At 68.1% G+C, this 21,491-nt stretch carries 25 protein-coding genes; all 25 read right to left on the bottom strand.

The annotated features are described in order from the left end of the window. Window positions 1–55: 55 nt before the first annotated feature. The 25 genes from ACZLIF_RS19730 to ACZLIF_RS19850 all read right to left on the bottom strand — a co-directional run bounded on the left by ACZLIF_RS19730 (window position 56) and on the right by ACZLIF_RS19850 (window position 21,431). Window positions 56–496, bottom strand: a complete 441-nt coding sequence (locus tag ACZLIF_RS19730; protein WP_053518098.1) for a hypothetical protein — start codon at window positions 494–496, stop codon at window positions 56–58. Window positions 497–551: 55 nt separating this feature from the next. After that, window positions 552–1,790: a beta-ketoacyl-ACP synthase gene (locus tag ACZLIF_RS19735; protein WP_065174278.1), complete on the bottom strand. Its 1,239-nt coding sequence runs from the start codon at window positions 1,788–1,790 to the stop codon at window positions 552–554. Next, entirely contained in the window at window positions 1,790–2,521 is a 732-nt protein-coding gene (gene fabG / locus ACZLIF_RS19740; RefSeq protein WP_478462218.1) for a 3-oxoacyl-ACP reductase FabG, read from the bottom strand. The genes ACZLIF_RS19735 and fabG overlap by 1 nt, the downstream gene beginning before the upstream one ends. Further along, window positions 2,518–2,973, bottom strand: a complete 456-nt coding sequence (locus ACZLIF_RS19745) for a hotdog family protein (RefSeq protein ID WP_053518092.1) — start codon at window positions 2,971–2,973, stop codon at window positions 2,518–2,520. Before ACZLIF_RS19745 ends, fabG begins: the two co-directional genes overlap by 4 nt. Further along, window positions 2,970–4,154, bottom strand: a complete 1,185-nt coding sequence (locus ACZLIF_RS19750) for a beta-ketoacyl-[acyl-carrier-protein] synthase family protein (RefSeq protein WP_128989957.1) — start codon at window positions 4,152–4,154, stop codon at window positions 2,970–2,972. Before ACZLIF_RS19750 ends, ACZLIF_RS19745 begins: the two co-directional genes overlap by 4 nt. Next, window positions 4,151–4,696, bottom strand: coding sequence for a DUF3261 domain-containing protein (locus ACZLIF_RS19755; protein ID WP_227255475.1), 546 nt, complete (start codon window positions 4,694–4,696; stop codon window positions 4,151–4,153). The genes ACZLIF_RS19750 and ACZLIF_RS19755 overlap by 4 nt, the downstream gene beginning before the upstream one ends. Then, entirely contained in the window at window positions 4,696–5,946 is a 1,251-nt protein-coding gene (locus ACZLIF_RS19760; RefSeq protein WP_128989959.1) for an NAD(P)/FAD-dependent oxidoreductase, read from the bottom strand. Before ACZLIF_RS19760 ends, ACZLIF_RS19755 begins: the two co-directional genes overlap by 1 nt. Before the next feature lie 52 nt (window positions 5,947–5,998). Beyond that, complete coding sequence (locus ACZLIF_RS19765; protein WP_128989961.1) at window positions 5,999–8,353, bottom strand: MMPL family transporter; 2,355 nt, start codon at window positions 8,351–8,353, stop codon at window positions 5,999–6,001. Then, window positions 8,346–8,975 carry an outer membrane lipoprotein carrier protein LolA gene (locus tag ACZLIF_RS19770; RefSeq protein WP_065174273.1) on the bottom strand — a complete coding sequence of 210 codons (630 nt, stop codon included), beginning with the start codon at window positions 8,973–8,975 and terminating at the stop codon, window positions 8,346–8,348. Before ACZLIF_RS19770 ends, ACZLIF_RS19765 begins: the two co-directional genes overlap by 8 nt. Further along, complete coding sequence (locus ACZLIF_RS19775) at window positions 8,972–9,388, bottom strand: acyl-CoA thioesterase (protein WP_414488004.1); 417 nt, start codon at window positions 9,386–9,388, stop codon at window positions 8,972–8,974. The genes ACZLIF_RS19770 and ACZLIF_RS19775 overlap by 4 nt, the downstream gene beginning before the upstream one ends. Next, window positions 9,381–10,931: an HAL/PAL/TAL family ammonia-lyase gene (locus ACZLIF_RS19780; RefSeq protein WP_065181425.1), complete on the bottom strand. Its 1,551-nt coding sequence runs from the start codon at window positions 10,929–10,931 to the stop codon at window positions 9,381–9,383. Before ACZLIF_RS19780 ends, ACZLIF_RS19775 begins: the two co-directional genes overlap by 8 nt. Next, window positions 10,921–11,862 carry an LpxL/LpxP family acyltransferase gene (locus ACZLIF_RS19785; RefSeq protein WP_053518078.1) on the bottom strand — a complete coding sequence of 314 codons (942 nt, stop codon included), beginning with the start codon at window positions 11,860–11,862 and terminating at the stop codon, window positions 10,921–10,923. Before ACZLIF_RS19785 ends, ACZLIF_RS19780 begins: the two co-directional genes overlap by 11 nt. A gap of 1 nt (window position 11,863) precedes the next feature. After that, a complete protein-coding gene (locus ACZLIF_RS19790; RefSeq protein WP_478462219.1) occupies window positions 11,864–12,634 on the bottom strand; it encodes a glycosyltransferase family 2 protein in 771 nt (256 codons plus the stop codon). Continuing rightward, the gene (locus ACZLIF_RS19795) at window positions 12,624–12,965 is read right to left on the bottom strand and encodes an ApeI family dehydratase (RefSeq protein ID WP_241685996.1); all 342 of its coding nucleotides are present in this window, start codon (window positions 12,963–12,965) and stop codon (window positions 12,624–12,626) included. The genes ACZLIF_RS19790 and ACZLIF_RS19795 overlap by 11 nt, the downstream gene beginning before the upstream one ends. 6 nt (window positions 12,966–12,971) lie before the next feature. Then, a complete protein-coding gene (locus tag ACZLIF_RS19800; protein ID WP_241685997.1) occupies window positions 12,972–14,309 on the bottom strand; it encodes an AMP-binding protein in 1,338 nt (445 codons plus the stop codon). Continuing rightward, window positions 14,302–14,853: a COG4648 family protein gene (locus ACZLIF_RS19805; protein WP_053518075.1), complete on the bottom strand. Its 552-nt coding sequence runs from the start codon at window positions 14,851–14,853 to the stop codon at window positions 14,302–14,304. Before ACZLIF_RS19805 ends, ACZLIF_RS19800 begins: the two co-directional genes overlap by 8 nt. A gap of 22 nt (window positions 14,854–14,875) precedes the next feature. Next, the gene (locus tag ACZLIF_RS19810) at window positions 14,876–15,133 is read right to left on the bottom strand and encodes an acyl carrier protein (RefSeq protein ID WP_053518073.1); all 258 of its coding nucleotides are present in this window, start codon (window positions 15,131–15,133) and stop codon (window positions 14,876–14,878) included. A gap of 17 nt (window positions 15,134–15,150) precedes the next feature. Beyond that, on the bottom strand, window positions 15,151–15,408 hold the full coding sequence (locus ACZLIF_RS19815; RefSeq protein ID WP_053518072.1) for a phosphopantetheine-binding protein: 258 nt from the start codon (window positions 15,406–15,408) through the stop codon (window positions 15,151–15,153). Next, window positions 15,395–16,192, bottom strand: coding sequence for a lysophospholipid acyltransferase family protein (locus tag ACZLIF_RS19820; RefSeq protein WP_053518128.1), 798 nt, complete (start codon window positions 16,190–16,192; stop codon window positions 15,395–15,397). Before ACZLIF_RS19820 ends, ACZLIF_RS19815 begins: the two co-directional genes overlap by 14 nt. Continuing rightward, window positions 16,185–16,928: a beta-ketoacyl synthase chain length factor gene (locus ACZLIF_RS19825; RefSeq protein ID WP_053518071.1), complete on the bottom strand. Its 744-nt coding sequence runs from the start codon at window positions 16,926–16,928 to the stop codon at window positions 16,185–16,187. Before ACZLIF_RS19825 ends, ACZLIF_RS19820 begins: the two co-directional genes overlap by 8 nt. A 213-nt stretch (window positions 16,929–17,141) precedes the next feature. Next, window positions 17,142–18,155 carry a cytochrome d ubiquinol oxidase subunit II gene (gene cydB / locus ACZLIF_RS19830; RefSeq protein ID WP_065174269.1) on the bottom strand — a complete coding sequence of 338 codons (1,014 nt, stop codon included), beginning with the start codon at window positions 18,153–18,155 and terminating at the stop codon, window positions 17,142–17,144. Between the two features lies 1 nt (window position 18,156). Then, window positions 18,157–19,554: a cytochrome ubiquinol oxidase subunit I gene (locus ACZLIF_RS19835; RefSeq protein WP_128989963.1), complete on the bottom strand. Its 1,398-nt coding sequence runs from the start codon at window positions 19,552–19,554 to the stop codon at window positions 18,157–18,159. A 656-nt stretch (window positions 19,555–20,210) separates the two neighbouring features. Further along, complete coding sequence (locus ACZLIF_RS19840; RefSeq protein WP_053519921.1) at window positions 20,211–20,426, bottom strand: hypothetical protein; 216 nt, start codon at window positions 20,424–20,426, stop codon at window positions 20,211–20,213. Then, window positions 20,423–21,064: an RNA polymerase sigma factor gene (locus tag ACZLIF_RS19845; RefSeq protein WP_128987637.1), complete on the bottom strand. Its 642-nt coding sequence runs from the start codon at window positions 21,062–21,064 to the stop codon at window positions 20,423–20,425. Before ACZLIF_RS19845 ends, ACZLIF_RS19840 begins: the two co-directional genes overlap by 4 nt. Before the next feature lie 37 nt (window positions 21,065–21,101). Further along, window positions 21,102–21,431, bottom strand: coding sequence for a hypothetical protein (locus ACZLIF_RS19850; protein ID WP_053519923.1), 330 nt, complete (start codon window positions 21,429–21,431; stop codon window positions 21,102–21,104). Between the last annotated feature and the right edge of the window lie 60 nt (window positions 21,432–21,491).

Consider the following 21,491-nt stretch of genomic DNA (forward strand, 5'->3'; position numbering starts at 1 on the left):
CGGGGTTCAGCAATGTGGCGGCGGCGTTCAGCCTCGGCCGCCGCCACACGGATGCTTACTTGACCTTGGCGTAGGTGCCCTTCAGGGCGACGCCGGCCACGAACGTGCCCGCCCAGCACTCGTAGTTGCTCGCGCTCCTGAACTCGTTCTTCTTGTAGTAGCTGACGATGTCGACCACCGCATTGGCGCCACGCGAGCGGGCGCCGTCCTGCAGTGCGCGCAGCGCCGACAGCGCCACCCAGCGGCAGGCTTCGGCATCGCTCTTGTTGGCGGCGTTGGTCTTCCGGTTGGTGACGTCTTCACCCAGACGCTGCTGCACGCTGACCGGCTGCCCGGCCAGATAGAAGCGCACGCTGCCATCGATGCCGGCATCGCGGGCTGCCTGCGAGCTGACAAGTTCCTGCAGGGACTGCTCGACTCGGGTGTCACGGGCGGAAGCCGTGGCAGTCACAGCCAGCAGAAGGGTGGCACTGGCGATCATCAGGGTGCGGCGCATCGAAACATCTCCTTGTCCGGGGTGCGTTGGGGGTGGTGCGGATGGGGTGCGGGGGTCATTCGCTCCAACGGCGGAATACCAGCGAGGTATTGATGCCGCCGAAGGCGAAGTTGTTGCTCATCACGTACTCGGCCTGCAGATCGCGGCCGTGCCCGGTGATGAAGTCCAGCTGGCCGCAGCGCGGATCGACCTCGGCCAGGTTGAGGGTCGGCGCGAACCAGCCGGCACGCATCATCTCGATGCTCAGCCAGGCTTCGAACGCTCCGCACGCGCCGAGCATGTGCCCGACGTAGCTCTTCAGCGAGCTGATCGGCACGCGGCTGCCGAACACCTGCGCGGTGGCCTGTGTCTCGGCGATGTCGCCGTGATCGGTGGCGGTGCCGTGGGCGTTGACGTAGTCGATCCGCGCCGCGTCGAGCCCGGCGTCCTCCAGGGCCAGGCGCATGGCCTGGGCCATGGTGTCGGCGCTGGGCTGGGTGACGTGCTGGCCGTCGCTGTTGGTTCCGTAGCCGACCACCTCGGCAAGGATGGACGCACCGCGTGCGAGGGCGTGCTCCATGTCCTCCAGGATCAGCGTGCAGGCGCCCTCGCCCAGTACCAGGCCGTCGCGGCCTGCATCGAAGGGCCGCGGCGTCGACTGCGGCGCATCGTTGCGCACGCTGGTGGCGAACAGGGTGTCGAACACCGCTGCAGCGGTGGCGTCGAGCTGCTCGGCACCGCCGGCCACCATCACCGTCTGCTTGCCGCTGCGGATGGCTTCATACGCCGCTCCGACGCCCTGGCTGCCTGACGTGCAGGCGCTGGAGGTGGTGTAGACACGCCCGGACAGGCCGAAGAACACGCCGATGTTGACCGGCGCGGTATGGCTCATCATTTTCAGGTACGTGGTGGCACTGATGCCATCGGTGGTGAACTCGTTGAGCATGCGGCCGAACTCGCCGGTCGCTTCGTGGCTGCCGGAGGACGAACCGTAGGCCACGCCGGTGCGGCCGCTGCGCAGCACCGGATGCTCATGCAGGCCGGCCTCGCGCAGGGCCATCTCGGTGGCGCGCACCGACATGATCGCGACCTTGCCCATCGAGCGGGTGGTCTTGCGGTTGTAGTTCGGCGGCAGCGTGAAGTCCTGCGCAGGCGCGGCCAGCTTGGTGTTCAGGCCCGCGTAGACATCCCATTCCGGCATGGTGCGCACTGCGTTGCGGCAGCTGCGCAGGTGCGCGTGGATGGTGGGCCAGTCGTGGCCAAGCGGACTGATGGCAGCGGCACCGGTCACCACCACGCGACGATCAGCGGCCATCAGAGCATGCCCCCGTTGACCGAGATCACCTGCCGGGTGATGTAGCCGGCCGGCTCGGACAGCAGGAACGCGACCGTTGCGGCCACCTCATCGGGATGCCCCACGCGGCCGGCCGGAATCAGCTTCAGGGCGTGTTCGACCACTTCATCGTTGAGCATTTCGGTCTCGATCAGGCCCGGGGCCACGCAGTTGACGGTGATCTGGCGGCTCGCCAGCTCCAGCGCCAGCGCCTTGGTGGCACCGATGATGCCAGCCTTGGCCGCGCTGTAGTTGACCTGGCCGCGGTTGCCGGCCAGCCCGGACACCGACGACAGGGCGACGATGCGACCGGGCCGGCGCCGCCGCACCATCGGCATGATGAGCGGATGCAGCACGTTGTAGAAGCCGTCCAGGTTGGTGTGGATGACCTGGTCCCAGTCTTCGGACGACAACGCAGGAAATGCGCCGTCGCGGGCGATGCCGGCATTGCACACCACGCCGTAGTACGCACCGTGCGCCTCGACGTCGGCCTCCAATGCGCCGCGTGCGGCATCCCGGTCGGCCACATCGAACGCCAGCACGCGGGCCTGCCGGCCCAGTGCCTGGATTTCGTCCACCACTGCCTTTGCCTCGTCCACGCGGCTGCGGCAGTGCACGGCTACGTCGAACCCATCGCGGGCGACGCGCAGCGCGATGGCCCGGCCGATGCCCCGGCTGGCGCCGGTGACCAGCACGCTCCGATTCCCTGTCATGCCTGTCCACTCTCCAGATAGGCCATCGCGTCGGCAGGTTCGTACACCGACACGTTGGCGGTCGCCCATTCTTCGTCGCCTGCCAGGATCCGGCAGGCGAACATCCCCAGTCCATTGTCGCCCAACAGCTCGCAGCGCGCCTGTACGCGAAGGCGGCTGCCCACCGGAAAACCGCTGCGCTGGCTGCCATAACGGCGACTGCCCAGCAGGAATCCGAGCTGCGGCCGGTTGCCGGCAGCGCGTGCACGGCAGCCGGCCCAGGCCGCGATGGCCTGCGCCATGTATTCGATGCCGATCCAGGCCGGCACCTGCCCATCCTCGACGAACAGCCCGCTCGCCGGCACGACCAGCTCGGCCTCGATGCCGTCCTCGTCCCAGTGCATGATGCGCTCCAGCAGGCACATGTCCTGCCGGTGGGGCACCACGTCTTCAATGGCATACACCGTATTCATCCACACTCCAGTGCCAGCACGGCGTTGCTGCCGCCGAAGGCGAACGAGTTGCTCAGCACGCGCCGGGGCGGCTGCGCCAGGAAGGTGGCCGGCGCCACCAGCGGCAGCGGCGGCAGAGCGGGATCAGCGATGCCATCCCACCAGTGCGGTGGCAGCTGCTGCCGGCAGTTCTCGGCAAGCACGATCCAGCACAGCGCCGCCTCGATCGCCCCCGACGCACCCAGGGTGTGGCCGGTGAGTGGCTTGGTGGAACTGCAGGGAACGTCATTGCCCAGTACCTGCGCCACCGCCAGGCTTTCCATCGCATCGTTGTGGCCGGTGGCAGTGCCGTGCAGGTTCACGTAGTCGACATCGGCGGGCGACCAGCCGGCACGATGCAGCGCCTGCTGCAGGGCGTCGATGGCGCCAAGGGCCTGCGGATCCGGCGCCGACATGTGATGTGCATCGGCGGACTCGCCCCATCCGGCCAGGCATACCGGGCCAGGTTCGCGGGTCAGCAGGAAGAGCGCAGCGCCCTCGCCGATGTTGATGCCGGCACGATGCTGCGAGAAGGGATTGCAGCGCACTGCCGAGACCGATTCGAGCGCATTGAAGCCTGCCACGGTGAAGCGGCACAGCGAGTCGGCACCCCCGGCGATGACCGCATCGACGGTGCCGGCACGCAGCATTCGCGCGGCCGACATCAGTGCCTTGGCACTGGACGAACAGGCCGTGGACAGGGTCCACGCCGGGCCCTGCGCGCCGCTGCGCTGACGCACGAACTGCGCGGTGGTGCCCATTTCCTGCTGTGCGTAATCGAAACCTTCAGGCCAGCAGCCCTGCTCCGCATGAGTCCGCAGTGCCTGCTCCGATTCGCCGATGCCGGAGGTGCTGGTGCCCAGCACCACCGCCACCCGATCAGCGCCATGGCGTGCAATGGCCGCGCCGACCGCAGGCGCGATCTGCGCCAGCGCGACCTCCAGCAATGCATTGTTGCGCCCGCGCAGGGATACCGGCAGGTCTTCCAGCGTCGGCAGTGGCGTGCGCACTTCACCCAGCGCCAGGGTACGCCCCGGCAGCAGGCGGTCGTTGTCGCTCAGGCCGCCCGGAGCATCGGCGAACATCGCCGATGCCACGGCGCCGCGGCCTTCGCCCAGCGCGCAGACCAGGCCGAGGTCGTTCAGGTAGATCGGTGTATTCATCGCGCCTGCCCGGCCATGTCGATCGATTCGATGCGCAGGGCGTAACCCTCGGCACGGTTCTCCAGCTGGACGCTGCCATCGTCCAGGCGCCGCAGCTGCAGCCAGACCGTACCGCTGCGGGACAGGCTGCGCTGGCGGCCGTCATCGCTGACCTCCCAGCCCGCCGGCAATGCCGCAGCGATCGCCGCGGTCGGCCACAACGCGAACTGCAGGTCATCCAGTACGCGTTCGGCACGCACCTGCGGAGGCAGCCACGGCGCACGCTGCTGGGTCAGTTGCCGGCCATCCCACTGCAGGCGCACGCCGGTCTGGCCCATGGCCTGCACCGCCAGCCGCACCTGCTGTGCGTCGGCTTCGAGCAGCGCATCGAGATCGCGCTCATGGCTGCCGAACCGGAAATGCAGCTGCTGCTGCAGTGCCAGCGGCGCTGGCAGGCTGGCCGGCGACAGCCGCAGCGGTGGCAGCTGCACCTGCGGGCGTGGCATGCGCCCGGCACAGGCGACCAGCAGCAGGCACAGCAGCACTGCAGCGGAAAGGGCCATCAGGCGCCGCACAGTTCCTCCAGCACGCGCATGCGACGGCCGCTGGAGTCGGCCACGTAGGGGTTGTTGGTGTCCCAGGCGTATCCGGCCAGGATGGAACTGATCATGTCGCGCACGTCCGGCTGCGGGTCGGGGTGGTAGATGATCTTCTGGAAGCCGCCCTGGTACCAGCTTTCGACGAAACGACGGAAGGTTTTCACACCGGCACGCAGCGGAACGGAGAACTCGGCCTCCCAGTCCACAGCCTGCCCGGCATAACGGCGCGCCAGGCACTCACTGGCCAGCTGCGCCGATTTGAAGGCAATGGTCACGCCCGAGGAGAACACCGGGTCGAGGAACTCGCCAGCGTTGCCAAGCAGCGCATAGCCCGGGCCCCACAGCGAACGGACATTGGCCGAATAGCCCGTGATGCGGCGTACCGGCAGCACCGCCCATTCGGCATTGGCCAGCAGGCGGGTCAGGTTCGGATCCTCGCCGACGATGGCCTGCAGCTTCTGCAGGTCGTCGCCTTCGTAGCGATCAAAGAACGAGGGCTCGGCCACCACGCCCAGCGAGCAGCAGCCGTTGGAGAACGGGATCGTCCAGTACCAGACGTCGATGTGCTCGGGGTGGGTCGTGATGAGGATCTTGTTGCGGTCGAAGTCCGCTTCGGCCGGAATGTTGTCACGCACGTGGCAGAAGATCGCGCCACGCACCGGGAAATTGGAGGGAGACTCCAGATCCAGCAGGCGTGGCAGCAACCGCGCGAAGCCGGAGGCGTCGAGGATGAAATCGGCCTCGATGCGGTACTCACTGCCATCGGGACGGCGCACGTTGACGGCAGGCTGCTCGCCCGGCTCGACCGACAGCACCTCGTCGCCGAAACGCAGCGTGGTACCCATCCGCTCGGCGCCCCGCGCCAGCACGTTGTCGAAGTCGGCGCGCTGCACCTGGTAGGTGGTGCCCCAGCCGGGCGAGAACTTCTTCCTGAAGTCGAATGCGGTACGCGCCTGGCCATGCACGAAGGCCGCGCCATTTTTGTGCTGGAAGCCGGCTTCGACCACATCCTGCAACAGGCCTGCCGCTTCGATGTACTCCATGCTCTGCGGCAGCAGGCTTTCACCGATCGAGAAACGCGGGAACTGCTGGCGTTCGATCATCAACACCTGGCGACCCTGCCGGCGCAGCATCGCAGCAGCAACGGAACCGGCCGGTCCGGCGCCGATGATCAGGATTTCGGTGCGTTCCACAGCATCCACAGCAGTACTCATCGGGGCGTCCTTGTTGCTCGATAGAGGGAGAGAAGAAGAGCCGAAGGCGGACTCAGGCCGCCGGCAGATCATGCGGCGGCGGCCGGAACAGCGGCGAGATCAGCCAGACCAGCCCGATACCGAACAGCAGGGTCAGGCCGAACGCGCGCAGCGCCGGAGTCTGCGACAGGCCCAGCAGGCCGAACGACAGCCAGGTACTGGCCGCACCCACGCAGACCGCCAGCCATGCACTGGCGTCGCCACGATGCTCGATCAGGAAGATGCCATAGTCGATGCCCATGCCCAGCAGCAGCATCAGCGCCAGCACGTTGAACAGCTGCAGCGGCTGGCCGAACAGGCCCAGCAGGCCCAGGGTCAGCGCACCGGCGATCAGGGTCGGGGCGAACACGCGCCAGGCCTGGCGGCGATAGCGCAGCCACAGCGCGCCGAACACCAATGCGATGCCGACCAGCAGCAGCCCGCCCATCAGCTTGCGGTAGTGGCCCAGCAGCGTGGAGAAATCGGAGGTTCGGTCTACCCAGCGCACGCCGGGCAGGCCTTCGGCGGCACGTTCCAGCGTGGCCAGAGCATCGGCACGCGACAGGTCATCGACCATCACCACGCTGATCATCTGCCCACCGACCTTACCCACCCACAGGTGGCGGAACGGCTGCGAGGCCGGCGAGGCCAGGAAGGCGTCGGCGGTGAGCGGCGCTGCGGCAAACTGCGGTCGCTGCAGCGGCTCGCCCACGGCTTCGGACACAGCCGACAGCACGCCGGGCTCCACCTTCGCGGTCAGCGCAGCATCGGCCTGCTGCCGGGCCGGTGATGGCAGCCAGTCACTGATCGCGCGGTAGCCACCAATGCGCTTGTCATCGGCCAGTACGCGCAAGCGTTCGGTCAACGCCTCTTCGCGCTGCAACAGCTGGGCGGCATCGCTGCCCTGCACCAGGTAGAACTGTGCCGGGCTGGGCATGCCCAGCAGCTGGCTCAGGCGGATCTGCTGGGCCATCAGCGCCGGTGGAGACGACTGCAGGCTGCGCAGGTCGTCGTTGCTCTGCAGGCGCGCGATGCCCACCGCGGACAACGCCAGCGCGGCCACCACGAAGATCGCCACCGGGCGCCGGCCGTGCAGGCGCGGGAAACGTTCCAGCGTATTGCCCAGCCAGTGCGAGAAGCGGGTCTGGCGGATCTCGCCACCGTCGAGCCACGGGAACCAGAAGATCACCGTGAGGAACGCTGCTGCCAGGCCCACCACCGAGAACAGCGCCATCTGGCGAAGGCCCGGGAACGGGGCCAGGCCCAACGCGAGGTAGGCCAGCGCACTGGTCAACAGCGCCAGCCACAGGCCGGGCAGCAGATGCCGCAGCTGCTTCCAGCGACGGTCGGCCGGTTCGGCCTGGCGCGACGCAAACCAGTGGATGCCGTAGTCCTCCGCTACACCCACCAGCGATGCACCGAACACCAGGGTCAGCACGTGCACTTTGCCGAACACCAGCACGGTCACCGCCAGCGCCACGCCGCAACCGATCAGCAGCGACGCGGCCACCAGCAGGATCGGCCGCAGCGAACGGAACGCCAGCCACACCAGCAGCAGTACCGCGGCCAGTGAGCCCCAACCGATCGTGTTGATCTCGCGGTTGGCCTGCACCGCAGCGGCTTCGGCGTGCAGCGGCACGCCGGCATGCAGGATTTCCAGCTCGGGCGCTGCGGCCCTGGCCGCCTTCCCGGCCCGCTCCAGCAGGCCATCAAGATGGCGCTCGCCATCGAGCTGGAACGCCGAACCCGGCGTATCGAACTGCAGCGCCGCCCAATGCTTGCCCTCGGCTTCAAGCAGGCCATCATCACCCAGCCGCAAGCCCGAACCCTGCGCCTGCTGTTGCCACCACTGCGGCCACAATGACAGCGGATCCTGCCGCCATTCGGTGAGCCGCGGCGCACCCATCGGCCCGTACAGCGCGGCGAGTGCCTGTTCGGCCAGCGCACCGGTTTCCGTGCTCTGCAGCTGGTCACGCTGGGCCGGGGTCAGCAGGCGGTCGCGATACGGCGCGTAGAACGCACGCGCCTCGTCGAACCAGCCTTCAATGGACCCACTGGGCACCAGCAAAGCGCTCTCGGCATCTCCAGCCATGGCCGCAGCGAACGCGGCCTGCGCCCGCTTGGCGGCGGCGCCATCCTGGCTGCCGAGCAGCACCACCACCTGCCGCGAACTGCCATCGGCGATGCGCCGGGTGACATCGCTCAACAGGCGGTCATGTGCATCCTGCGGCAACAGCGCGAGGATGTCGGTATCGATCCGCGGTTCCTGGCTCCACAGGCGCCACTGCTGCACGCCCAGTACCAGCAGCAACACCAGCCAGGCGATGCCCAGCCAATGCCACCAACGCCGCAACCGGTCCGGTGCGTTCAACGCCACGGCGTCACTCAAAGCGGCGCGCCTCGTCGGGGTTCAGCGTGGCGGGGGCTTCACTCAACGCGCTGAACTGGATCTGCGTGCGGTCCTTGTTCGCCTCGACGATCTCGACCTGGCGCACATAGCGGTCACCCTGCAGCGTCAGCGACTCGAAGGCCTTGGCCAGCATCGCCGACTTCGGTGTCAAACGCAGGCGCCAGCCCTGCCCTTCACGGCTGGCCGCCACGTTGAACTGGCCGGAGAGTGCCTGCACGTCGCCACTCATCAGCGCGAACATGATCGCATTCACCGAGCGCATCGCCGGCTGCTGCCGTGCATCGAGTTCAACGCGGGTGCTGCCATCGCGCTGGCGGCTGAGGATGCGGTCGGCGGTGACCACCACCTCGGAGGGGAACGGCGTGAGCGTGGTCCAGATCACACCGTGCTGGCGCGCGACCACGAACCGGCCGTGCGAGCGCAGCGGATTCCTGAAGCCACTGACCTGCTTTTCCTGGCTGAACTGGCCACGCAGCACCTCCGGACGCGCCACCGCCTGGGTGATCGCGTCGACGGCAGGATCGGCCGCCTGTACACGCGGTGCGGCCACCAGCAGCAGCGCGCACAGCAGCACGCCTGGAAGACGGGCGAGCATGTTCATGGCGCGGGCACTCCCAGACGTTCCCACAGTACCGGCGGGCATTGGTACAGCATCTCCTTGCTGGCGGCATCCACCGCGACCTGGATGGTCATGGCCCGGGTGGCCACCTGGCCGCTCTCCGCATCCAGGATCTCGTAGTCGATCTTCAGCCGGTTCTCCCATTCGACGATGCGTGCACGCACCAGCAGCCGCTGGTTGAACAGCAGCGGCCGCACGTATTTCACGCGCGCATCGACCACCGGCCACAGGTAGCCCGATGCGAGCATCTGCGGGTAGTCGTAGTCGTGGCGCTGCAGCAGCGCACACCGGGCAATCTCCAGATACTTGAAGTAGTTGCCATGCCAGACCACGTTCATCGGATCGCAGTCGTGGAAGGCGGGGCGCAGCTCGATTTCACAGACCAGGTCATTCACCGGAATACAGTTCCCAACGTTGCGCGCGGATCTCCACCAGCAGCTCCCGCAGTTCGCGATCCAGCGCGCGGTCTTCCTCGACCAGCGCGATGCGCTGCCCCAGGTCCACATACATGTCGGCCAGACTGCCATGCAGCTGCGCGTTCAGGCCAACCCGCTCGCGCAGTGCCAGGCCCTGGCGGGCGGCGATCAGCATCGCCGCCACCACCTGTTCAGTCAGTTCGATCACACGCAGGCAGTCGCGCGCGGCGATGGTGCCCATGCTGACCTTGTCCTGGTTGTGGCATTCGGTCGAGCGCGAGAACACACTGGCCGGAAGGGTCTGCTTCAACGCTTCGGCGGTCCACGCCGAGACGCTGATCTGCAGTGCCTTCAGCCCGTGGTTGATTGCTGCCCGCGGGCCGGTAGCCGCCGACAGATTGGCGGGCAGGCCGTGGTTGTAGCGCGCATCCACCACCAGCGCCAGCTGCCGGTCGAGCAGGTCGGCAAGGTTGGCCACGGTGTTCTTCAGCGTGTCCATTGCCAGTGCGATATGGCCGCCGTAGAAGTGGCCGCCGTGCAGGATGCGCTCGCCGTCGGCATCGATCAGCGGGTTGTCGTTGGCGCTGTTCAGCTCGGTTTCAATCAGCTGCCGCAGGAAGGGCAGGCTGTCTTCCAGCACGCCGATCACGTGCGGGGCGCACCGCAGCGAGTAACGATCCTGCAGGCGCTGTTCGTTGCGCGGCGGCCGTTCGCTGTGCAGGTCGCGGCGCAGCCGTGCGGCGATGCGGGCCTGGCCCGGATGCGGCTTGGCCGCGAACAGGGTCTCGTCGAAATGGTGCGCGTTGCCGTCGCTGGCCAGCACGTTGAATGCGGTCAGGCGGGTGGCCAGGCGCGCCAGGTAGTCGGCACGCTGCCAGGCCAGGCAGGCCAGGCCGGTCATCACCGCAGTGCCGTTCATGATCGCAAGGCCTTCCTTCGGCCGCAGCTTCAGCGGGACCATGCCGATGCTCGCCAGTACTCCGGCAGCCGGTTGCACGCGGCCATCGTGCAGGACCTCGCGCTCGCCGCACAGCACCGCCGCCACGTATGACAGCGGCGTCAGGTCACCGCTGGCGCCGACCGATCCCTCCGCCGGGATCATCGGCAGCACGTCATGCCGCAACAGTGTGGCCAGGCCTTCCAGCAGGGCTACGCTGACACCGGACATGCCACGCACCAGCGACGCCAGACGGGCAGCCAGCACTGCGCGGGTCTCGGCCGGGTCCAGGTAACGGCCCAGTCCGCAGCCATGGTAGGTGTACAGGTGGTGCGGCAACTCGGCCACCAGCGCCGGCGGGATGTTCACCGTGCACGAATCGCCGTAGCCGGTCGTCACGCCGTAGATCACCCCGTCCTCGCGCAGCAGGCGGTCGAGAAAATCGGCACCGCGCTGGATATGGGCACGGAAGGCCGGGGCCTCGCTCAGTGCGGCCTCGCACTGGCGATGGGCCAGCGCCACCACGTCTTCGATGGTCAACGGTGCGTCGCCAAAGCGGCACACGGGTACGGCGTCAGTCGTCATGCGGAGCCTGATCCCAGAAGGGGAAGAAATTGAACCAGTCCAGCGGGGACTGGATGACCTGCAGTTCGAGCCACTGCGCGAAACGCTGCGCCTGCCCTGCCAGCGCCGCGTCCCGCGAGCCACGCGGCAGCACGATGCGATCGGCGAACTGCTCGAAGGCGACCCGGTACCCCTGGCCTTCATGCAGGCAGGCCATGGTGTACACCGGGCAGCCCAGTGCCGCCGCCAGCACGTAGGCACCGATGGGGAACGGGGCACGGTGGCCGAGAAAATCCGCGGTGACGCTGCGTCCACCCTGCACTGGCGTGCGGTCGCCGACGATGGCCACGAAGCCACCGGCAGCCACGCGCTCGGACAGCATCATCGCCGTGGCCGGCCCCATCGCGGTGACCTGCACCAGTTCCACCGTTGCCAGCGGGTCCAACCGCTGCAGCAGGCGATTGAAGCGCTGCGCGTGCGCGGTGTGCACCAGCACGGTGATGCGGAACCCCGGCACCTGTTCGGCCAGCACCTGGCACAACTCCAGGCAGCCGATGTGGGCGGTCAGGATCAGTCCGCCTTCGCGGCGTGCGATCCTGTCCAGCACCAGATCGCGCCGCAGCTGGATGCGCTCGGGCGGATAGCGTCCGCCCAGGCCGAGGATCTTGTCCAGCAGGGTGTCGGCGAACGCGAAGAAATGGCGCAGGCTGTCGCGCCGCGTCGGCTCGCGGCCCAGCGCGCCACTGTGTGCCTGCAAGCGCTGTAGATACTGCAGTGATGCCTGCCGGGCCACGCGGTTACCCAGCCAGTGGCAGAGCACCACCGGCCACACGCACAGGCGGAACGGCCAGCGCCCGAACCACCGATGCACCCAGCACAGGAACAACACGCCGGCCACCGATGTGGATTCACCGATGTCGGCCCAGTGCGGCGCACCTTGGGGGGCGGCCATCTCAGCCCTGCCCCTGCAGGCGGCGCCAGAGCAGGCGCGGTGCGCGCCGGAGCATGCCGAAGAACAGGCGCGCATGCATGCGGCTGATGCGTACGTTGTCGCGCCACACATCGAAATGCGAGACACCGTCTGCCGGATAGGTCACTCGCGTCGCCAGATGTTCCACCGGCACCTGCCGCCAGTACAGCCGCACCATCACTTCGGTATCGAAATCCATGCGCCGGCCGATGGTCTCTTCGCCCATCAGGCGCAGCACCGGAGGCAGTGGATAGACACGGAAACCGCACATGGTGTCGCGCAGATGCAGCGACAGCGTGTTGATCCAGACCCAGACATGCGTTGCGTAGCGACCGTACAGGCGGGCCTTGGGCACACTGGCATCGTAGGCGGGAATGCCGCCGATCACCGCGTCCTGCCGCGCACGCGCGGCCGCGATGAAGCGCGGCAGGTCGCCGGTGTCATGCTGGCCGTCGGCATCGATCTGCAGCACGTGGCTGCAGCCCCGCCTTGCGGCCTCGGCGAAGCCCGCCAGCATCGCCCCACCCTTGCCCTGGTTGACCGGCAGACGCAGCAGATCGACCCCTTCACGCTGTGCCAGCGCCTGCAGCACCGAAGCACATGATGCATGCGAGCCATCGTCCACAAGCAGGCAGGGCAGGCCAGCGCGCTGCACGCCATCGACCACCGCGGCGACAGCATGTTCGTGGTCGTAGACGGGAATCACCACCAGTGGCGCGAACGCGGCACCGGCATCGGCCGGATCACTGCGCATCGGCGAAGACCATCCTGCCACTGGCGTGTACGCCATGCACGGAGGCATAGCGGAAGACCAGCACGTTACGTGCGGTATCCCAGTCCAGATGCAGCGTCAGCTCGTCGCCCGGACGCGCCACATGCTGGAACTTCACCGCATCCATGCGCACGAACCCCTCCGGCATCGCAAAGGCCTGCCGGGCAAAGCGCACCGCCCAGTCCACCTGGGCCACGCCGGGCAGGATCGCGGCCTGCGGGAAATGTCCCTGGAACGGGCGCAGCGCCGGGTCCAGGGTCATGCGCAGGGTAGCGCTGGCCGCCTCGCGCCGATCCCATACCGGCACCGGCATCGACGGCTAGAACAGGGCCACCAGCGCGGCCTGGGTCACCTTGCCTTGCGCATTCACCGGCAGCGTGGGTACCAGCCGCCAGCGGCGCGGACGGGTCACGGCGTCATGGCTCTGTGCCAGGCGCGCGCCCAGCCGCTGGCCCAGCGCGCGGCGCGCGGCATCATCGGCATCGAGCAGTGCCGCATCGGCCGGCACCACCACGGCCGCCAGCTGCTCGCGCTGGCCGGGCAGCACCAGCACGCGCACGTCATCGACGTCCGCGTCGTCGCGCAACGCACGTTCCAGCGCATCGAGCGAAACGCGGCGCTCTTCGATCTTGACGATGCGGTCTGCGCGCCCGAGCAGGCGGAAGCACCCCTCGGCCAGCGCTTCCACCCGATCCTGCGTGCACCACCAGTCGCGGCTCTGCAGATGGGGTGAAGCCACCGCCAGGCAGCCTCCCTCGATTCTCCACTGCACCCCCGGAAGCGGCTGCCAGGGCGGAAGATCGGTATCCCAGCGACGCCAGGCGATGCCGCCGGTCTCGCTGCTGCCGTAGACCTCGGTCGGTGCGACTGCCATCCATTGCCGCACCTGCCGCGCTGCCTCTTCCGGCAGCGGGCCGCCAGAGGAGAACACAGCGCGCAGGTGGCCCTGCAGGCTGGCCCAATCCAGCTGCGCAGGCAGGCGCTTGAGGTGCGCCGGGGTCGCCACCAGCACCGTCTGCGTGCCCGCCAGCGCAGCGACCAGATCCTCATGGAAGAACCGCCGCGGATGGATCAGGCGACCGGCGGCCAGCGGCCACAGCACGCGGAACAGCAGGCCGTAGATGTGCTGGTGCGACACCGTGCCATGCACCTGCGCGCCTTCCAGCTGTGCGCCGAACGCGGCCTGCAACGCATCGACCTCGCGCGCCAGCTGGTCCAGGCGCTTGTCGATCGCAGTGGGTTCGCCGGTGCTGCCCGACGTGAACACGCACAGCTCGCAGGCATGCTCGTCCAACGCATCCAGCTCGACCTGCGCACCGGCGGCCGCCATCATCAGTGGCCGGTAATCACGGGAAACGTCACCGGCAAAACCGCTCACCTGCGGCTGCAGGGCCTGCAGCGTGGCGGGCAGGTTGTCGGCGGCCAGGAACACCCGCTTGCCGGCGTGCCAGGCACCGAACAGCGCCTCGGCGAACGACACGGCATCATCGAAGTACAGCGCCCAGTCACGGCCGTCAGTGGCGGCAAACGCCGTACGCCAGGCCACTACGCGCTGACGGAATTGCTGATGGTCGACCACTTCGCCATCGCGGATGCCGACAGCACGCTGCGGCCGCGCATCCCGCAGCAGCCGGTCCAGGGCAATCCACTCAGCCATGGGCGTGCGCCGCCTTCACCCGTCGCCGCACCAGCCATTCGCCTGCGAACAATACGCCCATCATCACGTACGCCAACAATCCGTTGTAGAGCATCCAGACCCGATCCGATGCGTACAGCGCGGTGAGCAGGGCCAGACTGCCGTTGAGAACGAAGAAGCCGCACCACACCTGGGTGACGCGGCGGGTATAGGCCACCGCGAACGGTGGCAGGTCCGGCTCCTGCAGCCGCGCCAGGCGCTCCACCAGCGGCGGCCCGAACCGCAGGCTGATGGCGAACACGCACAGCATCACCACGTTCACCAGCGCCGGGTACAGCTTCAGCGGCAGCGCCTGGTTGAGCACGGTGGCCAGCACCGCCAGCAGTCCGGTACCGGCTGCAGCAGCCCACCACAGCGGCTGGCGCGTGCTCAGGGCACGCAGCAATGCCAGGGTGAACAGCAGCAGTGCCAGCCAGCGCGGCTCGAAGCGGCCCATCGCCAGGTAGACGAGCAGCGGGTAGGCCAGCGAAATCGCCGCCACCACGACCGTACGCGCGCGTGCCAAGGCGGAGCCGCCCGCGCTGCGGTCAGGCTGCTGCCTGGTCCGGCAGCAGCCGGTGCACGACATCCACGATGTCCTGCACGGTGCGCACGGCCTTGAACGCTTCCGGCTGCAGGTTGCGGCCGAGCAGCGGCTTGAGCTGCACGATCAGGTCGACCGCATCGATGCTGTCGATGTCCAGGTCGTCATAGAGACGGGCCTCGGGGGTGATCCGGGCCGGTTCGATCTCGAAGCTGTCGGTCAGGATGTTGACGATGCGTTCGAACAGTTCATTCTTGGTCATGGCAGCTCCTGGCGCCGTTACGACTGGCGGGCGGCGACGAACTCGCCGAGCGCGCGCACGCTGGAGAAATGGCGCCGGGTCTCTTCCGAGTCGGACGACAGGCTCACACCGTACTTCTTCTGCAGCGCCAGGCCCAGTTCCAGAGCGTCGATCGAATCCAGGCCCAGGCCCTCGACGAACAGCGGCGCGGTCGGATCGATGTCCTCCGGCGTGATGTCCTCCAGTGAAAGCGAGGAAATGATCAATTCCTTGATCTCGTGCTCAAGTGCTTGCACGGGTCGAATCTCCAGACAGGTCGAAATAACGAGAAAGGTGCTCGGTGACGCGGCGTGCTGCCAAGGCATCCCCCCTTGGCGCGTCGTCTTCGGCCAGGAATGGCGCGATCGGGATATCTTCGCCGATCTGCAGCCGAACGTGAAAGCGACGTGAGGGCACACGATACCATTTCTGCCCTTTGCTCAGGGTTGGCGGGGTACAGGTGATCCGCACCGGCGTGATGTCCAGCCGGCCGCGGACGGCGATATTGGCGGCCCCACGCTGAAGCCTCGGCGACTGGCCGGGCACGCTGCGGGTCCCTTCCGGGAAGATGACCAGGCTGCCGCCGGCCCGTACCGCGGCCACGCAGTCATCGACCAGGCCGGCCCCGTCGTCATTGGAAATGTAGCCGGCGGCCCGGACCGGGCCCCGCATGAACGGGTTGCGGGCCACCGCCCGTTTGACCACGCAGTCGGCATTGGGCAGCAGCGAGACCAGGCAGACCACGTCGATCAGGGTGGGGTGGTTGGCCAGGACCAGCAGGCCGTCGCGCTGCAGGCGCTCGCGCCCTTCGATCTCATAGGTCATCACCCCGAGCCCGCGCATCAGCCGCAGGTGGCTGGCGAACGCCACCTGCACCACGCGGCGGGCGCGACGGCGGCGGGCCACCGGATCACGCATCAGCAGCAGGACCGGCATCACCACGGCGCCCAGCAGCAGTCCGCCGATGCCGAACGCAGCAAAACTCAGGCCGGTGCCCACCACCCGCCAGGCAAGATCGAGGCGGCGCAGCGCCTCAGCCACGGCGGCTCCAGCGCCAGCGCTGGCCATTGGCAACGTGTTCCAGCGCCGGCGCGCCCGCGAGCAGGAAACGGTGCAGGTCCAACGCGTGCGGCAACAGGCCGGGCGCGGCGGTAACCGGGGCCGGCGCGCCATCCCACTGCAGCGACAGCGTCGGCAGCGCCTGTGTCGGCGCCACCACACGCCAGCACCAAGCGAAGAACGGGTCGGGTTCGTCGGCGAACGTCGCGTAAACTTCGGGCAACGGCGACTCGTAGACCACCACCCGCACTTCGCGGGCGCCATCGGCCAGCAGACCGGCGGCCTCCAGGCAGGCGGCCTCCACCGTCGCCTGGCCGGCAGCCAGCGCCAGATAGTTGCCGCGATGGCCACGAGCGATCGAGTACAGCGCAGCGATCGCGTTATGGACCGACAGGCCGAATCCGGTGGGCGACAGGGGCTGCTCGTTCACCAGCGCCCCGAGCAGGTCCATCGAGCGCGCCACATCACCATGGCGGCTGGCGAACACCAGCGGCACCTGGCTGTCGGCCCCTTGGCCATCCTCGCACCAGCAGGCCGTCTGGATCGCCATCCGCCCCAGGCGCTCGATGCGGCGACGCTGCATCGCCGGCACCTCCGACAGCGCCGGCGTGCCTTCGCCCTGTGGCAGGAAGGGCGCGTCAGCCCAGCTCAGCCACTGGCTGCGCTCACTCAGGCCAGGTGCCCAGGCAGCCCAGTCGACGATGGAGAATTCGATCATCTAGCGATGGTGCTTCATCAGGAGGACGATGGCACGAGCCATTACGGCGACGCGCGGCGGCCCCCCGTCCCTGCAGCCGTGCGTCCGTCCAGGACGTCGCCGGCTGCCCCCTGGCGGCCGGAAAGGAGCGCACGCTAGCACGTCCTGCGCAGGGTGTGCAGGTTTCACATTGCACAACACGGGGCCGTCACCAATGGCCCCGCACGCCATTGCTCAGTGGTAACCGGCTCCGGCCTGCACTTTGCCGCGGAATACCCGGTACGACCACGCCGTATAGCCGAGGATGACCGGCAGCAGAATGACCAGCCCGACCAGGGTGAAGCCGAGCGAGGACGCCGGTGCTGCTGCCTGCCACAACGTCATCGAGGGCGGCAGCAGGTACGGCCACATGCCCAGCACCAGGCCCAGGAAGCCGAGAATGAACAGCGCCAGGCTGAGCAGGAACGGCGGCAGGTCGCGGCGTGGATGCGTGGCGCTGCGCCACAACGCAGCGGCCACCGCCAGGGTCAGCAACGGCACCGGTGACAGCCACCAGAAGTTGCCGTCACTGAACCAGCGCGCCATCAACCGCGAGTCCAGGAACGGCAGCCAGCTGCTGACCAGGCCCATCGCTGCGATCACCGCCACCACCAGCGGCCGTGTCAGCTGCCGCGCCAGCGCCTGCACGCGCCCTTCCGTCTTCAGGATCAGCCAGGTGCTGCCCAGCAATGCGTAACCGGCGACCAGCGCCGCGCCGGTGAGCATCGCAAACGGGCTGAACCAGGCAAACGCACCGCCGTGGTAGACCCCGTCCACCAGGGGCAGCCCCTGCACCAGCGCGCCCAGGATCACGCCCTGGGCGAACGTGGCCAGCAGCGAGCCAAGCGCGAACGCCACGCTCCACAGCCGCCGCGAGCGATGCGCCTTGAAGCGGAATTCGAAGGCCACGCCGCGGAACACCAGTGCCACCACCAGCAGCAGCACCGGCAGATACAGCGCCGACAACAGCACTGCATAGGCCTTGGGGAACGCCGCCAGCAGGCCGGCGCCGCCCAGCACCAGCCACGTCTCGTTGCCGTCCCAGATGGGCGCAGCCGTGTTCATCATCAGGTCGAGCTGCTCCTCGTCCTCGGCGAACGGCGCAAGGATGCCGATGCCCAGCACGAACCCGTCCAGCACCACGTACATCAGTACGCCGAAGCCGATCACCGCGAACCACGCCACCGGCAGCCAGGTCACCAGGTCCATGTCAGCGCTCCTCCAGCGGTTCGTCGGCGGCGGACAGCGGCCGTGCCGGGGTGTGGCTGCCGTGGTCCAGCGAGGGCCCCTGGTCGTGAGGCTGCGGTCCATGGCGCAGGATCTTCACCAGGTACCAGATGCCCCAGCCGAAGACGAAGGCGTAGCCGACGACGTAGACCCCCAGCGACAGCGCGGTCATCCATGCGCTCTGCGGGCCGACCGCATCGGCAGTACGCAGCACGCCGTAGACCACCCACGGCTGCCGCCCCATCTCGGTGACGAACCAGCCGGAGAGCAGCGCGATGAAGCCGCTCGGCAACATCCAGTTCCAGCCGCGCAGCAGCCACGGCGAATCCAGCAGCTTCCTCCGCCACAGCTGGAACGCCGACACCCATGCCAGCAGCAGCATCAGCGTGCCCAGTCCAACCATGATGCGGAAGGCGAAGAACACCGGCGTCACCGGTGGCCGTTCACTGGCCGGTACCGAAGTCAGCGGATCGAAGGTGCCGTCCAGCGAATGGGTCAGGATCACGCTGCCCAGCTTCGGAATGGCGACTTCGAAGTCGTTGCGCTCTTCCTTTTCGTTGGGCAGCGCGAATACCACCAGCGGCACGCCCTCGCCTTCGCCGGAATCATGCCAGTGCGCTTCCACCGCCGCGATCTTCATCGGCTGGTGCTTGAGGGTGTTCAGGCCATGCATGTCGCCGACGAAGATCTGCACCGGCACGGTCAGCGCGGCAAACGCCACGGCCGCGATCAGCATGCGCCGGCCCGCCTCCACGTGCGTTCCCCTGCGCAGGTACCACGCACCCACGCCGCCGATCACGAAGCAGGTGGTGATGAACGAGCCCAACGCCATGTGGGCCAGGCGGTACGGGAACGACGGGTTGAACACCACCTGCCACCAGTCCACCGGATGCACGATGCCATTGACCATCTCGTAGCCGGCCGGGGTGTGCAGCCAGCTGTTGGACGACAGGATCCAGAACGTGGAGAACAGCGTGCCCAGCGCCACCATGCAGGTGGACAGGAAATGCAGGCGCGGCGAAACCCGGCCCCAGCCGAACATCATCACGCCCAGGAAGCTGGCTTCCAGGAAGAACGCGGTCAGTACCTCGTAGGTCAGCAGCGGGCCGATGACGGTACCGGCCACCTCGCTCAGGCGCGGCCAGTGGGTGCCGAACTGGAAGGCCATGACGATGCCGCTGACCACGCCCATGCCGAACGATACGGCGAAGATCTTCTGCCAGAAGAAGTACAGCTCCCGCCAGACCGGGAGACGGGTACGCAGCCAGCGCCATTCGACGAAGGCCAGCCAGCTGGCCGTGCCAATGGTGAAGGCCGGGAACAGCACATGGAAACTGATGACGAATCCGAACTGGATCCGGGACAACAACAACGCGTCCAAGGGACGCCTCCTGCCTGCGACCGGTGGGATACCGGACCACTTTAGGAATATTTCGTTACGCCGGGATGCGACCGGGTGACGCGCTGCTTCACTCTGTCGCAGGGGAAGCCGCCGGGCATGGCCGCGCCCCATGACCTGCCGGCGCCGATCCGCCGGGCATGGCCCGGCGCTACCCATTGATCCGCCGATCCGCCGGGCATGGCCCGGCGCTACCCATTGATCCGCCCATCCGCCGGGCATGGCCCGGCGCTACCCATTGATCCGCCCATCCGCCGGGCATGGCCCGGCGCTAGCCATTGATCCGCCGATCCGCCGGGCATGGCCCGGTGCTACCCATTGATCCGCCGATCCGCCGGGCATGGCCCGGTGCTACCCATTGATCCGCCGATCCGCCGGGCATGGCCCGGCGCTACCCATTGATCCGCCGATCCGCCGGGCATGGCCCGGCGCTACCCATTGATCCGCCGATCCGCCGGGCATGGCCCGGCGCTACCCATTGATCCGCCCATCCGCCGGGCATGGCCCGGCGCTAGCCATTGATCCGCCGATCCGCCGGGCATGGCCCGGTGCTACCCATTGATCCGCCGATCCGCCGGGCATGGCCCGGCGCTACCTATTGATCCCCAGGTAGCGCCGGGCCATGCCCGGCGAGAGCCTCAAGGCCAGAAGTACCAGGCACCGGCCGCCAGCAGCGCGCCCACCAGCAGCACCTGCACCACCACATAGCCCACGCCACTGTCGCGCGACTCACTGGCAATACGCGTCTGCAACGCCTCGCTCACGTCCGGGGTCTGTTCCTGCCGTGCCTGTTCACGCAACGCCTGCGCCAGCGCGCGCTCGTCGGCATCGCGGGGATCGGTCGGTGGGTTCACAGCAGTTCTCCGGCGGTGGCATGCCGCGTCAGTTCCTGCTTCAGGAGCAGACGCGCGCGGTGCAGGTGGCTTTTGATGGTACCGCGCGCAAGACCGGTCACCTGCTCGATCTCTGCCAGGTCGAAATCCTCCAGGTAATGCAGGCCGACGATCAGGCGCTGCGGCGGGCTCAACCGCTCCAGCGCCGCACCCAGCTGGCGGCCGGCCTGCAGCGCCTGGCTGAGTTCGGCCGGGCCCGGTCCCTCGTCACCGATGCCCATATCCTCCGGTACCTCCACCGCCACCATCCACTGCGCTTCCAGGCGCCGGCGACGCAGGTGCTGCAATGCGGTGGTGTAGGCCACCCGTGAGATCCAGGTCCGCAGCGAGGATTCGAAGCGGAACCGGTGCAGTTGCCGGAACACCGCCAGGAAGGTCTCCTGCAGCAGGTCAGCGACCTGATCGCGGTCACCCACCATGCGCCCGATCACATGCGCGCACGTGCGCTGATGGGCCTGCACCAGCTGCGCGAACGCCGGTTGCGAGCCATCGATGATGGCCCGCACCAGCGCCGCATCATCTTCGATGACCGCGGCCGCCGCGGCGTCCTGCCGGCGGCGGCCGCGCAGGGCGGACAGGGCTTCGCCCAGCAGGCTCATGCGCACCGCTCCCCCGGGGCGTGTGGCATGCCGGCGCTCAGCTCTTGCGCACGGCGGGGCGGGTGAAGTGCCAGGCCAGCAGCTGGCCCAGACCAGCACTGCCCACCAGAGCGGCGGCGGCGCCAAAGGTGAGGTCGCGGGCGCCCAGGACTTCCAGCAGGCCCATGGCCAGAGCCAGGCACACCAGGCTGATGCCCCAGCGCAGCGCGCCCTGGCGGCGGCGCTCTTCCTCCAGCACGGCCAGGGAGCGGATCACCTCCTCGGGCACGTGCGGTGCGACCAGCTTGCTGCGCGCGCGCGCATCGGCGATGGCGTGGATGGCGTAGGCGATGCAGATGAAGAGGGTGATCGGGATGAGTTCCTGCATGGTCGTGCTCCTGTGCGGTGAATGATGCGGGTTCAGGAGAATGGATGCGCGATGGGGGGC

The organism is Stenotrophomonas sp. 2201_Sma (assembly GCF_056486685.1).

What these genes read in the sequence shown, in the direction of transcription:
- ACZLIF_RS19730 (WP_053518098.1), bottom strand. Translation starts at nt 496, where the DNA reads ATGCGCCGCACCCTGATGATCGCCAGTGCCACCCTTCTGCTGGCTGTG.
- ACZLIF_RS19735 (WP_065174278.1), bottom strand. Translation starts at nt 1,790, where the DNA reads ATGGCCGCTGATCGTCGCGTGGTGGTGACCGGTGCCGCTGCCATCAGT.
- fabG (WP_478462218.1), bottom strand. Translation starts at nt 2,521, where the DNA reads ATGACAGGGAATCGGAGCGTGCTGGTCACCGGCGCCAGCCGGGGCATC.
- ACZLIF_RS19745 (WP_053518092.1), bottom strand. Translation starts at nt 2,973, where the DNA reads ATGAATACGGTGTATGCCATTGAAGACGTGGTGCCCCACCGGCAGGAC.
- ACZLIF_RS19750 (WP_128989957.1), bottom strand. Translation starts at nt 4,154, where the DNA reads ATGAATACACCGATCTACCTGAACGACCTCGGCCTGGTCTGCGCGCTG.
- ACZLIF_RS19755 (WP_227255475.1), bottom strand. Translation starts at nt 4,696, where the DNA reads ATGGCCCTTTCCGCTGCAGTGCTGCTGTGCCTGCTGCTGGTCGCCTGT.
- ACZLIF_RS19760 (WP_128989959.1), bottom strand. Translation starts at nt 5,946, where the DNA reads ATGAGTACTGCTGTGGATGCTGTGGAACGCACCGAAATCCTGATCATC.
- ACZLIF_RS19770 (WP_065174273.1), bottom strand. Translation starts at nt 8,975, where the DNA reads ATGAACATGCTCGCCCGTCTTCCAGGCGTGCTGCTGTGCGCGCTGCTG.
- ACZLIF_RS19780 (WP_065181425.1), bottom strand. Translation starts at nt 10,931, where the DNA reads ATGACGACTGACGCCGTACCCGTGTGCCGCTTTGGCGACGCACCGTTG.
- ACZLIF_RS19785 (WP_053518078.1), bottom strand. Translation starts at nt 11,862, where the DNA reads ATGGCCGCCCCCCAAGGTGCGCCGCACTGGGCCGACATCGGTGAATCC.
- ACZLIF_RS19790 (WP_478462219.1), bottom strand. Translation starts at nt 12,634, where the DNA reads ATGCGCAGTGATCCGGCCGATGCCGGTGCCGCGTTCGCGCCACTGGTG.
- ACZLIF_RS19795 (WP_241685996.1), bottom strand. Translation starts at nt 12,965, where the DNA reads ATGCCGGTGCCGGTATGGGATCGGCGCGAGGCGGCCAGCGCTACCCTG.
- ACZLIF_RS19800 (WP_241685997.1), bottom strand. Translation starts at nt 14,309, where the DNA reads ATGGCTGAGTGGATTGCCCTGGACCGGCTGCTGCGGGATGCGCGGCCG.
- ACZLIF_RS19810 (WP_053518073.1), bottom strand. Translation starts at nt 15,133, where the DNA reads ATGACCAAGAATGAACTGTTCGAACGCATCGTCAACATCCTGACCGAC.
- ACZLIF_RS19825 (WP_053518071.1), bottom strand. Translation starts at nt 16,928, where the DNA reads ATGATCGAATTCTCCATCGTCGACTGGGCTGCCTGGGCACCTGGCCTG.
- cydB (WP_065174269.1), bottom strand. Translation starts at nt 18,155, where the DNA reads ATGGACCTGGTGACCTGGCTGCCGGTGGCGTGGTTCGCGGTGATCGGC.
- ACZLIF_RS19845 (WP_128987637.1), bottom strand. Translation starts at nt 21,064, where the DNA reads ATGAGCCTGCTGGGCGAAGCCCTGTCCGCCCTGCGCGGCCGCCGCCGG.
- ACZLIF_RS19850 (WP_053519923.1), bottom strand. Translation starts at nt 21,431, where the DNA reads ATGCAGGAACTCATCCCGATCACCCTCTTCATCTGCATCGCCTACGCC.